We start from the raw sequence: 14,319 nt of genomic DNA on the forward strand, positions 1-14,319 counted from the left end.
CCGTCAGTTGACCTTGACCGCGCTCCACGCCGCCGCGACGGCCTTGTACTCGGCGCTGTTGAGCCCGTACAGGTCGCTCGCGGCGTTGAGCGAGGCGGTGCGCGCGCCCTTGTAGTTGGTGGTGGACGTCATGTAGACGGTCAGCGCGCGGTACCAGATCTTGGCGATCTTCTGGTTGCCGACGCCGGTCACCTTGGAGCCGTTGCAGGTGGGGCTGTTGTACGCGACGCCGTTGATGGTCTTGCTGCCGCTGCCCTCACTGGCCAGGTAGAACCAGTGGTTGCCGACGCCGGAGGAGTAGTGGACGTTGAGCTTGCCGACGGTGGCGCTCCAGCAGTCCGCCGACTTGCCGTCCAGCGAGGGCTTGTCGAAGCGGCGCAGCCACGGCGGGGTGGACTGGTCGCTGAACAGGTAGTCGGGGGTGTCGACCTTGTTGTTGGCGAACCACTCGACCATGGTGCCGAAGATGTCGCTGGTGGACTCGTTGAGGCCGCCGGATTCCCCGCTGTAGCGGAGGTTGGCGGTGGCGCTGGTGACGCCGTGGGTCATCTCGTGGCCCATGGTGTCGAGGTCGACCTGCTCGGGGTCGCTGGTGCCGTTGCCGTCGCCGGTCATCATGCAGAAGCAGTCGTCGGACCACTGGGCGTTGTCCCAGTTGGTGCCGACGTGGACGAAGACGGTGGCGCCCTTGCCGTCGTTCTTGATGCCGTTCCGGCCGAAGGTCTTCTTGTAGTAGTCGTACGTCCAGGCGGTGTTCGCGTGGGCGTCGACGGCCGCGGTGGAGCGGTCGGTGGAGAACTTCTTGCCGTCGCCCCACACGTTCGTGCTGCTGGTGAACGGCGTGCCGGAGGCCGCGGTGATGGCGTCGGCGGAGGCGTTGCCGGCGTCCTTGGTGACGTGGCCGCGCACGGGGTCCGCCAGGGTGTAGCCGCTGCCGGCGGCCGGGGTGGTGTCGACGGTGACGTCGCCGGTGTACTCGGAGTGGCCGGTGCCGGAGGCCTGGTGCTCCTTGTCGTAGGCCTCGATCTCGTCGCCGGTGGTGGCGTCGGTGACGACGACCCGGCCGGCGGGCTGGCCGTGCTCGCCGGTGCCGGCGACGGTGGTGCGCCAGGCGAGGCGGGGCGTGCCGTCGGCGGCCCAGACGACCAGTTCGGGCGTGCCGACGGCGTCGTGGACGCCCGGGGCGGAGGCGATCGCCTTGCCGGCGGTGGCCTGCGGGGCCACGGCCGGGGAGGTGGACGCCACGGCGGGGTCGTGGGCGGCGGCGCGGGTGGAGTCCTTGAGGCGGCCGCGGGCGTCCTGGTGGACGACGAGGTCGCCGCCGACGACGGGCAGGCCCTGGTAGGTGCGGTCGAAGCGGACGTGTGACGAGCCGTCGGCGTCCAGGACGACGTCCTTGAGCACGAGGTCCTGGCCGTCGCCGAACCCGAACACCCCGGCGTTGCGGGCCACGTTGGCGCGGGCCTGGGCGACCGCGGCGTCCCGTCCAGCGGGCGCGGCGGAGGCGGTGCCGGCGGGGACGGTGACGGCGACGAGGGCGGCGATGACGGCGGTGGCACCGGCTATGCGGGCACGACGGGACGCCGACGAGGAGGTGGGGCTCACTCTGACTCCAGTGGGGTGGTGACAGGGAAACGCGCGTGGCAGGGGACGCGCGTGGTTGGGGAAACGCGCGGTAAAGCTCGGGCGAAGTACGGCCCGCGAACAGCTGTGACCGAGATTGACGGTGATCGGTCATGAATGGCCAGAGGAATGGTCATATCTTTGCCAAGTTGTGTCCTGTGCAGATCAATCCAGACCGGGTCTGACCAGGGTGAAGATCCAGCATGTGAACGGTTCATGACGGTCCGTTCGGGATGGTTGTACCGTGCACGCATGACATCGCCCGCCCCCCTGCTGCGCACCCGGGACGTGGACGTCGTCCGCGACGGCCGCCACCTCCTGCGCGGGATCTCCCTGACCATCCGGCCCGGCGAGCACTGGGCGCTGCTCGGCCCCAACGGCGCCGGGAAGTCCACGCTGCTCGCCCTCCTCGGGGCGGTCTCCCACCCGACCCGGGGCGAGGTGGACGTGCTCGGCCGCCGGCTCGGGCGGGTCGACGTCCGCGAACTGCGCGCCCACCTCGGGCACGTCAATCCGCGCCACCCGCTGCGCTCGCCGCTGACCGTGCGGGAGGTGGTGCTCACCGGGGCCACCAACACCATCGAGCCGGAGTGGCACCGCAAGCCCGCCCCCGGGGCGGTCGAGCGGGCGGAGCTCCTGATCGAGACCCTCGGCATGACGGCCATGGCCGGGGCCCCGTGGACGACGCTCTCCCAGGGCGAGCGCGGCCGGGCGCTGATCGCCCGCGCGCTGATGCCGAGCCCCCGCCTGCTCCTGCTCGACGAGCCGGCCACCGGGCTCGACCTGACCGCCCGCGAGCTCCTGCTCGACAGCCTCGACCTGCTGCGCCACCAGCACCCCGACCTCGCCAGCGTGCTGGTCACCCACCACCTGGAGGAGTTGCCGGAGACGACGACCCACGCCCTCCTGCTGCGGGAGGGCGCGTGCGTGGCGGCCGGGCCGGTCGACGAGGTGATGACGACCGAACTGATCAGCGCGACCTTCGGCCACCCGATCCGGATCACCCGCCACGAGGGCCGCTGGACCGCCCGCGCCGCGGCCCGCCGCACCCCGGGGAGCTGAGCGCTGCTCTGACGAAGCGCCGCTCTTCAGGAGGCCGGAGGCGACGGACTCAGGGGGGTGGGTATCGCCGGTAAGGAAATCTTACGTAAGGTATGCCTTAGCTAATCACGAGGCGCCGACCCGGTCGGCGCCTCGCCACGCCCTGGCACACCCATGCCCTTTTCCGTTGGAGCCGTCATGCCCGCCCGTCGTCGTACGACCGCAGCCGCGCTGCTCACTCTCGCCGTCGCGACCGCGACGCTGGCCGGCTGCGCGGACAAGAAGGACGACAAGGCCGGTGGCGCCGACGCGGTGAAGATCAACGCCACCGACTCCGCGTGCGAGGTCTCGAAGACCTCCTTCCCGGCCGGCCACGTCGTCCTGGACATCAGCAACAAGGGCTCGAAGACCACCGAGGTCTACGTCTACGCCGAGGGCGACAAGATCGTCACCGAGCGCGAGAACATCGGCCCCGGCACCAAGGCGACCATCAACGCCGAGATCAAGGCCGGCTCGTACGAGATCGCCTGCAAGCCCGGCATGGTCGGCGACGGCATCCGGCAGAAGATCACGGTGACCGGCGAGGGTGCCGCCACCGCCTCCGCGGACCCGCGCCTGGCCGCCGCCGTCGACGCCTACCGCACGTACGCGCAGGAGCAGGCCGACGCCACCATCCCGGCCGTCGAGGCCTTCGCCGCCGCGATCAAGGCGGGCGACGTGGAGAAGGCCAAGTCCCTCTACGCCCCCTCGCGCACCGGCTGGGAGCGCACCGAGCCGGTCGCCGAGAGCTTCGGCGACGTCGACCCGAAGACCGACACCCGCGAGGACAAGGTCGAGGCCGGCAAGCCGTGGACCGGCTGGCACCGCCTGGAGAAGTCCCTCTGGGCCGACGGGAAGATCGGCGACGACGAGAACCAGCTCGCCGACCAGCTCGTGGGCGACCTGTTGGACTGGCAGAAGAAGATCCCCGAGGCGGAGATCACCGCGACCAGCATGGCCAACGGCGCCAAGGAGCTGCTGGACGAGGTCGCCACCAACAAGATCACCGGCGAGGAGGACCGCTACAGCCACACCGACCTGGCGGACTTCAACGCCAACGTCGAGGGCGCGCAGAAGGCGTACGAGCTGCTGAAGCCGGTCGCCGCCGAGAAGAACCCCGACCTCGCGAAGACCCTGGACTCCGAGTTCGCCTCGATCCAGGCGCTGCTCGCCAAGTACAAGCATGCCGACGGCACCTACACGTCCTATGACAAGGTCACCGAGGCCGAGCGCAAGACCTTCTCCGACGCCGTCAACTCGCTGGGCGAGCCGCTGTCGAAGCTGGCCGCCGCCGTGGTCGTCAAGTAGCCGACCGCGCCGTGGCCGGCGCGTGACCGGCCGCGCGGTGGCCGTCGACCGACCGGCCACGCGGTGGTCGGCGAGCCGCCGACCATCCGATGGTCGTCAAGTCGCCGACCCCCAGCCCGTATTCACCACACCCCACGGCCGCCGTGGCGGCCCCGTCCGGTCGTCACGGCAGCCGTGGGACCCAGCAGCACAGAGAAGGGCCCGCCCGCCGATGGACGCCGAGAACCCGATGGACCGCACGGACACGGCCGCTGCCGACGCCGACCCCCGCAGCGCGGTCAGCCGCCGCGCCGTCATCGGCTGGGCCGGGGCGGGCGTCGCGCTCGGCGCCGCCGCTGTCGGCTCGGTCGCCGCCGCCACCCGGCAGGACGACCCCGCACCGGCGCCCGCCGCGGCCCCGGGCGCCGAGGTGCCCTTCTACGGCGACCACCAGGCCGGCATCGCCACCCCCGTCCAGGACCGGCTGCACTTCGCCGCGTTCGACGTCTCCGAGAAGGCCACCCGCGATTCGCTGGTCAAGCTGCTCAAGGAGTGGACGAAGGCCGCCGCGGCCATGACCGGCGGCCGCGAGGTCGGCACCGGCGCCGCCAGCGGCCTGCCCGAGGCGCCGCCGGACGACACCGGCGAGGCCCTCGGCCTGCCCGCCTCCCGGCTCACTCTGACGATCGGCTTCGGCCCGGGCCTGTTCGAGAAGGACGGCGTCGACCGCTTCGGCCTCAAGGCCAGGCGCCCCGAGGCCCTGATCGAGCTGCCGAACTTCAAGGGCGACAAGCTCGACCCGCTGCGCAGCGGCGGCGACCTCTGCGTCCAGGCCTGCGCCGACGACCCGCAGGTCGCCGTGCACGCGATCCGCAACCTCGCCCGGATCGGGATGGGGACGGTGAGCATCCGCTGGTCGCAGCTGGGCTTCGGCAAGACCTCCTCCACCACGCCGGACCAGCAGACCCCCCGCAACCTCCTGGGCTTCAAGGACGGCACCCACAACATCGCGGGCACCGACACCGCCCGGCTGGCCGACCACGTGTGGGCGGCCCCCGGCGACGGCCCGGACTGGATGACCGGCGGCTCCTACCTGGTCGCCCGGCGGATCCGGATGCACATCGAGACGTGGGACCGCACCTCGCTCAAGGAGCAGGAGGACGTCTTCGGCCGCACGAAGGGCGAGGGCGCCCCCTACGGCAAGGCCCGGGAGCACGACGACCCGGACCTCAAGGCGATGCCGGCCGACTCGCACGTCGCCCTGGCCCACCCCGACGCCAACAGCGGGCTGATGATCCTGCGCCGCGGCTTCTCCTTCACCGACGGCACCGACGGCCTCGGCCGCCTGGACGCGGGCCTGTTCTTCCTGGCCTACCAGCGCGACAGCCGCAAGGCGTTCGTGCCGCTCCAGCAGCGGCTCGCGGCGAGCGACAAGCTCAACGAGTACATCCAGCACGTCGGTTCCGCGCACTTCGCCTGCCCGGCGGGCGTCCGCAAGCCGGGGGAGTGGTGGGGCCAGGCCCTGTTCGGCTGATCCCGCATACCCCTACCACCCCGAGGAGTCAGCCGTGTTCGGCAACTACCTGATCGGCCTGCGCGAAGGCCTCGAAGCCAGCCTGGTCGTCTGCATCCTGATCGCCTACCTGGTCAAGACCGACCGCCGGGACAAGCTGCCGCCGGTGTGGCTCGGCGTCGGCTCGGCGGTCGTACTCAGCATGGCGTTCGGCGCGGTGCTCCAGTTCGGCTCCTCGCAGCTCACCTTCGAGGCCCAGGAGGCGCTCGGCGGCAGCCTGTCGATCGTCTCGGTCGGCCTGGTGACCTGGATGGTGTTCTGGATGCGGCGCACCGCCCGGCACCTGAAGACCGAGCTGCACGGCAAGCTGGACGCGGCGATCGCGATGGGCACCACGGCGCTCGTCGTCACGGCCTTCCTCGCGGTCGGCCGCGAGGGCCTGGAGACGGCGCTGTTCATCTGGTCGGCCGTGCAGGCCACCGACGACGGGTGGAACCCGCTGGCCGGCGCCGCGCTCGGCCTGCTGACCGCCGTCGTGCTGGGCTGGCTGTTCTACCGCGGCGCGCTGCGGATCAACCTCGCGAAGTTCTTCACCTGGACCGGCGCGATGCTCGTCGTCGTCGCGGCCGGCGTGCTCGCGTACGGCGTGCACGACCTCCAGGAGGCGGGCTGGCTGCCGGGCCTGCACAGCCTGGCCTTCGACATCAGCAGCACGATCCCGAAGGACAGCTGGTACGGCACGCTGCTGAAGGGCGTGTTCAACTTCCAGCCGGACCCGACGGTCCTCCAGCTGGTGGTCTGGCTCGGCTACCTCGTCCCGACGCTGGCCGTGTTCTTCGGCCTGTTCGGCGGGAAGGCGACCCGCAAGCCCGTCACCGCCTGACCCGCCCGTTCGCCTCGACCGGCCCCGCACGGCAATCCGCCGCCGTGCGGGGCCGGTTCGGTTCTGCTGACGGAGCGCGGTACCGGATGCCTGCCACTGTCGTGCTGACGGGTGGACCGTCAACGCCCGGCACGTCGTCCGACGCCTCGTCCCGCCGGCCGGGTTCACCACCGGATTCACGACCGGGTCGCCGCAACCCTCGCACCAGGGCGTGGCGTTCACCCGGCCGTGAAGCGCGGGCAGTGAACACGGGCCGTGAAGCGCGGGCCGTGAGAAACGCGAAGGCCCTCCGCAGCGCCTGAGCGCTGCGGAGGGCCTTCGCGCGGTGCGGTTACTCGCTCTTGATCGCGCCCAGGATGTCCGTCCGGGCGGCCCGGCGGGCCGGCCAGAGGGCGGCCAGCAGGCCGATCAGGGCGGCCGCCACCAGGAAGCCGAGGATCTGCAGCGGCGGCACCACGGTCGACATGCCCTTGAACGTGTCGCCGAGCGTCTTGAGGCCCGCCCAGGCGACCACGATCCCGAGGACCACGCCGACCACGCCGCCGAACAGCGCGATCAGCAGCGACTCCAGCCGGATCATCCGGCCGACGCCGCGCCGGTCGAGGCCGATCGCCCGCAGCATGCCGATCTCCCGGCGGCGCTCGAAGACCGACATCGCCATGGTGTTGACCACGCCGAGCACCGCGATGACGACGGCCATGCCGAGCAGGCCGTAGAGGACGCTCAGGAGGTCCGTGATCATGCGACGGTTCTCCTTCTTCACGTCCGCCTCGCCCTTGACCTCGATCAGCGGGTTGCCGCCGGTCGCGTCGCGCAGCGCCTGCTTGAGCTTCGCGTCCGCGCCATCGGCACCCTTGACCAGGACCTTGTCCGGGCCGGTGCCCGGCTGGGCGTGCGGGCCGACGACGGCCTCGGGGGCGACGACCCCGGCCAGCACGGAGTTGGCCTCCATGACGCCGCCGACGGTGAGCGAGCCCTTGGCGCCGTCCGGGTAGGTGACGCTGAGGACGTCGCCGACCTTGTGGCCGGCGGTCTCCGAGCGGCCCGAACTCACCAGCAGCTTGCCCTGCTTGAGGGCGTCCGCCGAACCGTCCTTGACCTTGACCGTGACCAGTTGGTCGAGGGTGTTCGCGTCGACCGCCGTCAGCCACTCGCTGTCGTCCGTGCCGGTCTCCACCGGAACGGTCCGGGTGCCGCTCACCGCGGTGACGCCGGGCGCCTTGGCGATCTGCGGGACGACGTCGGGGGAGAGCATCGAGTAGTTCGCCATGGCGACCGTGTAGTCGGCCTTGGAGTCGCTCGCGGTGGCGTCGTCCACGGCCTTGTTCACCGAGGCGCCGACCACCGTCAGCGCGGTGATCAGCATGACGCCGATGGTCAGCGCCGAGGCGGTGGCGGCGGTGCGGCGCGGGTTGCGGACCGCGTTCTCCCTGGCCAGCCGGCCCGGCGTGCCGTACACGGCGCGCAGCAGCGGGGCGAACAGGGTGATCAGCGGCCGGGCCAGCAGCGGGGTGAGGACGAACACGCCGATCATCAGCACGGCCGCGCCGAGGCCGACCAGGCCGACGGTCTTGCCGACGGCGCCGAGCGCCAGGGCGGCCGCGCCGATGGCCGTGAGGACCAGGCCGATCACGTTGCGGAGCAGCAGGCTCTTCTGGGTGGCCGGCTGCTCGACCGAGCTCATCGCCGCGATCGGGGCGATCCGCGCGGCGCGGATGGCGGGCAGCAGGGCCGACAGCACGGTCACCAGGACGCCGACGAGGATCGCGGTGACCACCGTGCCCGGTGCGACCACCAGCGGGCCGTCCGGCAGGTTGGCCTCCATCGGGCCGTTGAGCAGCGAGCGCAGCCCGGCCGCGATGCCGACACCGGCGGCCAGACCGGCCACCGAGGCGGTCAGGCCGACCAGGAACGCCTCGACCAGGACGGAGCGGGTGACCTGCCGGCGGCCGGCGCCGATCGCGCGGAGCAGTGCGAGCTCCTTGGTGCGCTGGGCGATCAGCATGGTGAAGGTGTTGGCGATGATGAAGATGCCGACGAACAGCGCGATGCCGGCGAAGACCAGCAGCGCCTTGCTCATGCCCTTGGTGCCGGCTTCGATCATCTTGTCCTGCTCGTCGGCGAGCGCGCGGCCGGTCTTGGCCTCGAAGTCGCCGCCCTGCGGCAGGGCCTGCCGGACGGTGGCGAGCAGCGCGTCGTCGTCCGTGCCCGGCTTGGCCTTCACGTCGAGCTCGGCGAAGTGGCCCGGGCTCAGGTAGAGCTGCTGGGCGGTGGCGGTGTCGAAGGCGGCGAGCGAGCCGCCGGAGACGACGCGCGGGTCGTTGGTGTGCAGGGTGCCGGTGAGCTTCAGCTCCATGACCGGGCCGTTGACGGCCACCCGGACGGTGTCGCCGACCTGGTAGCCGCCCTTCTCGGCGGTCTTGGCGTCGAGGGCGATCTCGGTGGCGTTCTTCGGGCCGCGGCCCTCGACCAGCGGGTAGCGCGGGTCGGTGCCGTCGGCGCCGGGCACGAAGTTGGTGCCGGTGGTCGAGAAGCCGTCGCCGACCAGCGCGCCCTTCTTGTCGGCGATGCCGGCGAAGCCGCTGACGATGCCGCGGGCGTCGGCGGTGCCGGGCAGGGCCGCGACGGCCTTGCGGGTCTCCTCGGTGAGCGGCGCGTTCGTGGCGGACTTGCCGCCGTGGTCGTAGCCGCGGCCGACGGCGCCCCGGTCGGAGACGGTGACGGCGATGTCGGTGTAGCTCTTGGCGTTCTGCGACCTGAGGGCGTTGCCGAGGGTGTCGGTGAAGACGAGCGTGCCGGCGACGAAGGCGGTGCCCAGCATGACGGCGAGGACCGTCATCAGCAGGCGGGCCTTGTGGGCCAGCACGTTGCGCAGTGCGGTGCGGTACATGGGGGAGAGTCAGTCCTGGTGGGTTAGGGGGCGTCGGCGCAGCGGTGTTCGTGCGGCCTCAGCTGGTGCGGCCCTTGGCGTCGAAGCGGCGCATGCGGTCCAGGACGGTGTCGGCGGTGGGGTTGTGGAGTTCGTCGACGATGCGGCCGTCGGCGAGGAAGACGACGCGGTCGGCGTAGGAGGCGGCGACGGGGTCGTGGGTGACCATGACGACGGTCTGGCCGAGTTCGCGCACGGAGTTGCGCAGGAAGGAGAGGATCTCGGCGCCGGAGCGGGAGTCGAGGTTGCCGGTGGGTTCGTCGGCGAAGATGATGTCGGGCTTGCCGGCGAGGGCGCGGGCGCAGGCGACGCGCTGCTGCTGGCCGCCGGAGAGCTGGGAGGGGCGGTGGCTGAGGCGGCCGGAGAGGCCGACGGTGTCGACGACGCGGTCGAGCCAGGCCTTGTCGGTCTTGCGGCCGGCGATGTCCGTCGGGAGGGTGATGTTCTCCAGGGCGGTGAGGGTGGGCAGCAGGTTGAAGGCCTGGAAGATGAAGCCGATGTGGTCGCGGCGCAGCTGGGTGAGCTGCTTGTCCTTCAGTCCGACGAGTTCGGTGTCGCCGATGGTGGAGGAGCCGGAGGAGACGGTGTCGAGGCCGGCCATGCAGTGCATGAGGGTGGACTTGCCGGAGCCGGAGGGGCCCATGATGGCGGTGAACTCGCCCTGCGGGAAGTCGACGGTGACGTTGTCCAGGGCGACGACGCGGGTCTCGCCCTCCCCGTAGACCTTGTTCAGGCCGGTGGCGCGGGCGGCCGCCCGGCCGGTGCGGACGGCGGTTGCGGGCATCGTCACGGGGAGACTCCTGGAGGGGACGGGAACGGATGATCGGGTACGTTCCATCCTTCCAAGGACTTCGAAAGCGATTCGTATGTCCCGGGGAGGGGTGACCCCCGCCCTCCTGCCGTAGTGGAGGGGGCCCCTCTCCTCCTCAGGTATGACGCTCGACCCCGATACCGCTCGGCGGAGCCCCGCTACTCGACCGCCACGCCGAACGCCCCCGCGAGCCCGGCCAGGCCGTTGGTCACCGACGCGCCCGAGGGCGTGAACCGCCAGCCCCCGCCGTTGCGGTGGAACGCCCCGACCAGCATCGCGCTGTCCGGCACGCCCCCGGTGTCGGCCGTCCACCGCTCGGGACCGGCCACGCCCTGCCCGTACGCGCCCGTCAGCGCCAGCCCGTGCACGTACCCGAGGGGCAGCGCCGGCGGCTCCTCCTCCTCGGTCGAGACGGCGATCACCACCTCCTCCACCGCGGGCCCCAGCCGGGCCGGGTCCAGCGTGACCCGGGCGGCCCGCAACGGCTCGCCCGGCACCGAACGGGTCGGGTGCAGGCGCACCGCGCCGTCCGGGTCCTGCGGATTGTTGAAGAACACGAAGTGCTCGTCGCTCAGCACCCGGCCGCCCGCGCACACGAACGCCGTCACGTCCAGCTCGACCGCGTCCCCGCCGGCCGTCCGGCTCCGCCACACCACCTCGACACCGGTGCGCCGCTCGGCCGGCCCGTCCCCGTCCGGTGCCTCGTCGACGGCGTGCGGGGCGCCGCCGAGCCGCCCGCGCAGGCCCTGCTCGGCCAGCAGCTCGACCAGCTCGGGGCCGCTGACCAGCGACAGCGGCTTGTTGCGGATGTACTCGTACGAGCCCGGGCCGAAGCCCGCGGTCGTCACCAGGATGCCCTTGATCGCGCCGTGGTGGCGCACGGTGGAGTCGAGGTCGCGCACGGCCGTGGGGGAGACGGTCGAGCGGTAGCGCTTCGCCTGGATCACGATCTTGCCGCCGGTCACCGGATCGAGGTCCTCGGCGACCACGTCCACCCCGACGTCACCGCTGCGGGCCGTCGTCATCACCCGGAAACCGCGCAGCCGGAACAGCTCCGCGATCAGGTTCTCGAACTCGATCGGGTCCATCTCGAACAGGTCCGGGTCGTCCTCGCCGCCGTGCCCGGCCAGGCTCCCGCCCACCGTCTCCGGCAGCCGGCCCGGCCGCACCTCGTCCAGCCGCTCAGGGCGCGCCGACAGCGTGCCGCCGAGGCCCTGGAAGCACTCCACCGGCGCCACCCGGTCCAGCGCGAGCCCGGCGAAGTCGGCCCGCGCGGCCGACAGCGTCGACAGGAAGCGCTCCGACTCCCGGCCGGTCGCCGGGTCGATGCCGCGGACGAAACCGTTCAGCACCACCGAGTCCAGCATCCCGTCCCGGTCCGCCCGGAACAGCTCCGCCGCCACCCGCAGCGAGGTCTGCGCCAGCACCTCCCGGTACAGCGCCTTGCGCTCCGTCGCCGGACGGGCTACCTCGGCCTCGCGGTCGTCCGACTTCACATACCGCACCCGCACCGCGGCCGGCACCACGTCCGGGCCCGGCAGCTCCCAGTTCACCACCAGCTGGCGCGACGACGCCTCCCACGCCGCCACCAGCCGGTGCGGGAAGCCCTCCGGCCACGCGGCGGACGCGTACAGCCCGGCCGTGAAGTACTCCTGGACGGCCTCCGGCTCGCCCGCGCGCAGCCGGCGCAGCAGTTCCTCCGTGCGGACGGTCCGCTCCTCGTCCTCCCTGCGGTGCCTGGCCACCCGCTCCAGGTACTCCTGGTGACAGGCCGCCAGCCGCCGCTGCCGGTCCGCCTCCTGCGCCTGCGCGGAGTACCAGTCCTGCTCGAACCGGGCACGCGCCTGCGCCGCGTACTGCTCGTAGCGCTGCCACACCCCCGCGTTGCGGGACTGCGCCGGATCCGGCGGCGGCACCAGGTAGGCGTTCTGATCGGGCATCGGCACCGGCTCACCCAGCGCACCCGGCTCGAACGGCGGCACCGGACGCGGCGCCAGCAACGCCTGCGGGCTGAACTCCGGCTCCCGCAGCCCGGCCGCCAGCAACCCGCGCAACTCCTCGACTCGGGCGTCCAGTTCGGCCGTCCGGCGGGCCGCGTCCGCCTCCCGCGACTGCTGGTACGCGCGCTGCGCCTCCCGCTCGCCGCGCACCGCCGCCCGCTGCGCCTCCCGCAATTCGCGCTCCCGGCGCCGCTCCTCCGCCGCCTGCGCCCGCCAGCGGGCCTCCTCCCGGCGCTGCTGCTGCCGCTGCGTCTCCGCCCAGACCGCCAGCACCCCGTCGTTCCGCCGCCCCGCCACCGTCCACCCCTCCACTCCACGCACCGCCACCGGCGCCCGCCACAATAGAACGTGAACACCCCACCGAGCCACGCACCCCGACCTGCGGGGGAGGCGTCCGCTGCTGGTGGGCGGGCGTGTTGAATCCTCGCTTCCTCCTCGGGGCCCGCACGTCCCGGTCTCCAGGTTCCGACCGCAGGGTGAACCTCGGTATCCGGTTGCGTAGTTCTACCAATGTGCCCGAGTGCACCGTTCCGGGATCATCGGGATCCATCGACTCCGCGAGAACTCCAAGGGCTGAGCGGCCACCGATCAGTCCGCGGCACCGGCCGGCCATGGCTGACGCTCCGTCATCCAGGGGCCGGCCGATCCCTTGTCTGTCACAACACGGGAGCTCTCTCCGACTGTGCCGCGGACCGTACTCGCGTCGCTACCCGATCCGGCGGCGCGACCTCACGACGAGGACGATGGCCGCCTCCGGAACCTCGTCGCCCACGGTGATCCGGACCTCCGTGACCGTGCCGGGCCAGTCCGTGATCAGTTCCTGGTCGATCGCGTCGTTCGACAGGGTGGCCATGAGTTCGCCGCCCCGGACGGTCTGCCCGGGTTCCACCAGGACCTCGGCCACGTTCCACGGCACGCCGAGCCCCACGGTCTCCGCGGTGAACGCCACCGGCCCCAGCTCGCGCCAGACCGGCGGTGCCGGCGGGCCGCCGAGGCGCTGCTCGACCTGGTCCAGGGCCAGTCCGGCGAGCCGGGCGAGAGGTGAGTCGTCCGCGGTGTGCGCGCGCAGCAACGGCTCGACGGCCCGGGCGTCACCCAGCCGCGCCAGCGTGGCCAGTGCGTCGGGCCGCACCTCGGGGTCCGCCAGGCACGCAAGGACGGCCTCCGTGTGATCGGCCGTCCCGTTCTCGGCCAGACCCCGCAGCGCCCGGCGGCGGTACTCGGGGCTACGGGACCGCAGTTGGCGCTCCAGGAACGGCAGGGTCCGCGCATCCTCGACGCACGAGAACGTCTCGCGGGCCAGCACCGATTCGAGCGAGGGATCGTCTGCCAGGGCATCGAAGAGCGCATCCGGGAAGGCCTTGGCCAGGAGTATCTGCAAGGAGCCGGGGCGCCGGTAGTCGTCCCGGTCGTGGCGCGTGATCTCCGCCATGTCCCAGCCCGGCTCGGCCCGGCCGGCCAGAATGGCGAGGAGCCGGTGCAGACTCGCCGGTCCTGCGGCGATCAGGTCGTCGAGGGCACCGTCGTCCCGGTACACGTAGTTCGTGAGGAGGCCGTCGATCTCCGCGGGCATCAGGTCCATGGGGGGCAGTCGACTTTCGGTAACCCGGCAGGCCGGGGTGGGCGTCGGCCTTCGTCCGGCACGCACCCCGATTGTGTCACCTAGGATGATCGCGACGAGAGGCCCGGTGCATCCGGGCGAACGGTGCGAGGTGTGAGGGAGGTCCGCGATGCTCGGTCCCGACCCCGGCACGTCGACGCTCGCCGACAGGATCGACAGGTTGTTCCAGGTGGTTCGCCGTCCCAACCGCGAGCCGTACAGCAATGACGAGGTCGCCCGGGCCTGCCGTGAGGCCACCGGTGAGAGCTTCTCGGCGACGTACCTGTGGCAGCTGCGCACCGGTCGGCGGGACAACCCGACCAAGCGTCACCTGGAGGCGCTGGCGACCTTCTTCCAGGTGTCCCCGGTCTACTTCTTCGACGACGAGCGGAGCGCGCGGATCGCCGAAGAGCTGGAGCTTCTCGGCGCCCTGCGCGACTCCGGTGTGCGCGACGTGGCCCTGCGCGCGGTGACCCTGTCCGCCGACGGGCTCGGGACGATCAGCGACATGATCGAGGCGATCGCCAGACGCGAGGCCAACGCCGGGCGGGCCGGCTGATTCCAGCCGAACCGTCGTCCGCGCCTAGGATCAC

The 14,319-nt window shown here is 72.1% G+C and carries 10 protein-coding genes; 5 read left to right on the plus strand and 5 right to left on the minus strand.

Annotation, left to right across the window (positions count from 1 at the left end):
- Nucleotides 1-3: 3 nt before the first annotated feature.
- On the minus strand, nt 4-1,605 hold the full coding sequence (locus ACFVSN_RS13790; protein WP_387955142.1) for a M4 family metallopeptidase: 1,602 nt from the start codon (nt 1,603-1,605) through the stop codon (nt 4-6).
- 270 nt (nt 1,606-1,875) lie between these two features.
- Here ACFVSN_RS13790 and ACFVSN_RS13795 point away from each other — a divergent pair, with 270 nt between their 5' ends.
- The 4 genes from ACFVSN_RS13795 to efeU all read left to right on the plus strand — a co-directional run bounded on the left by ACFVSN_RS13795 (nt 1,876) and on the right by efeU (nt 6,386).
- Entirely contained in the window at nt 1,876-2,685 is an 810-nt protein-coding gene (locus tag ACFVSN_RS13795) for an ABC transporter ATP-binding protein (protein ID WP_387955144.1), read from the plus strand.
- Between the two features lie 177 nt (nt 2,686-2,862).
- The gene (gene efeO, locus ACFVSN_RS13800) at nt 2,863-4,011 is read left to right on the plus strand and encodes an iron uptake system protein EfeO (RefSeq protein ID WP_387955146.1); all 1,149 of its coding nucleotides are present in this window, start codon (nt 2,863-2,865) and stop codon (nt 4,009-4,011) included.
- Between the two features lie 211 nt (nt 4,012-4,222).
- Nucleotides 4,223-5,524, plus strand: a complete 1,302-nt coding sequence (gene efeB, locus ACFVSN_RS13805) for an iron uptake transporter deferrochelatase/peroxidase subunit (protein ID WP_380447319.1) — start codon at nt 4,223-4,225, stop codon at nt 5,522-5,524.
- Between the two features lie 34 nt (nt 5,525-5,558).
- Nucleotides 5,559-6,386 carry an iron uptake transporter permease EfeU gene (gene efeU / locus ACFVSN_RS13810; RefSeq protein WP_380499377.1) on the plus strand — a complete coding sequence of 276 codons (828 nt, stop codon included), beginning with the start codon at nt 5,559-5,561 and terminating at the stop codon, nt 6,384-6,386.
- 331 nt (nt 6,387-6,717) lie between these two features.
- On the opposite strand, the gene ACFVSN_RS13815 is transcribed toward efeU, so the two are convergent.
- The 4 genes from ACFVSN_RS13815 to ACFVSN_RS13830 form a co-directional block, all read right to left on the minus strand.
- Nucleotides 6,718-9,276 (minus strand): ABC transporter permease, encoded by a 2,559-nt coding sequence (locus ACFVSN_RS13815; RefSeq protein ID WP_387955149.1) that lies wholly within the window; start codon nt 9,274-9,276, stop codon nt 6,718-6,720.
- Between the two features lie 58 nt (nt 9,277-9,334).
- Complete coding sequence (locus tag ACFVSN_RS13820; RefSeq protein ID WP_387955286.1) at nt 9,335-10,099, minus strand: ABC transporter ATP-binding protein; 765 nt, start codon at nt 10,097-10,099, stop codon at nt 9,335-9,337.
- A gap of 185 nt (nt 10,100-10,284) precedes the next feature.
- Nucleotides 10,285-12,423 (minus strand): restriction endonuclease, encoded by a 2,139-nt coding sequence (locus ACFVSN_RS13825; RefSeq protein WP_387955151.1) that lies wholly within the window; start codon nt 12,421-12,423, stop codon nt 10,285-10,287.
- A 409-nt stretch (nt 12,424-12,832) separates the two neighbouring features.
- On the minus strand, nt 12,833-13,708 hold the full coding sequence (locus tag ACFVSN_RS13830) for a HEAT repeat domain-containing protein (RefSeq protein ID WP_387955153.1): 876 nt from the start codon (nt 13,706-13,708) through the stop codon (nt 12,833-12,835).
- Nucleotides 13,709-13,856: 148 nt separating this feature from the next.
- Between ACFVSN_RS13830 and ACFVSN_RS13835 the strand changes: the two genes are divergently transcribed.
- Complete coding sequence (locus tag ACFVSN_RS13835; RefSeq protein ID WP_380436237.1) at nt 13,857-14,285, plus strand: XRE family transcriptional regulator; 429 nt, start codon at nt 13,857-13,859, stop codon at nt 14,283-14,285.
- The last annotated feature ends 34 nt before the right edge of the window (nt 14,286-14,319 follow it).

The organism is Kitasatospora sp. NPDC057904, assembly GCF_042887925.1.
In the GTDB taxonomy this organism is placed as follows: domain Bacteria; phylum Actinomycetota; class Actinomycetes; order Streptomycetales; family Streptomycetaceae; genus Kitasatospora.

What these genes read in the sequence shown, in the direction of transcription:
- ACFVSN_RS13795 (WP_387955144.1), top strand. Translation starts at nt 1,876, where the DNA reads ATGACATCGCCCGCCCCCCTGCTGCGCACCCGGGACGTGGACGTCGTC.
- efeO (WP_387955146.1), top strand. Translation starts at nt 2,863, where the DNA reads ATGCCCGCCCGTCGTCGTACGACCGCAGCCGCGCTGCTCACTCTCGCC.
- efeB (WP_380447319.1), top strand. Translation starts at nt 4,223, where the DNA reads ATGGACGCCGAGAACCCGATGGACCGCACGGACACGGCCGCTGCCGAC.
- ACFVSN_RS13815 (WP_387955149.1), bottom strand. Translation starts at nt 9,276, where the DNA reads ATGTACCGCACCGCACTGCGCAACGTGCTGGCCCACAAGGCCCGCCTG.
- ACFVSN_RS13820 (WP_387955286.1), bottom strand. Translation starts at nt 10,099, where the DNA reads ATGCCCGCAACCGCCGTCCGCACCGGCCGGGCGGCCGCCCGCGCCACC.
- ACFVSN_RS13830 (WP_387955153.1), bottom strand. Translation starts at nt 13,708, where the DNA reads ATGGACCTGATGCCCGCGGAGATCGACGGCCTCCTCACGAACTACGTG.
- ACFVSN_RS13835 (WP_380436237.1), top strand. Translation starts at nt 13,857, where the DNA reads ATGCTCGGTCCCGACCCCGGCACGTCGACGCTCGCCGACAGGATCGAC.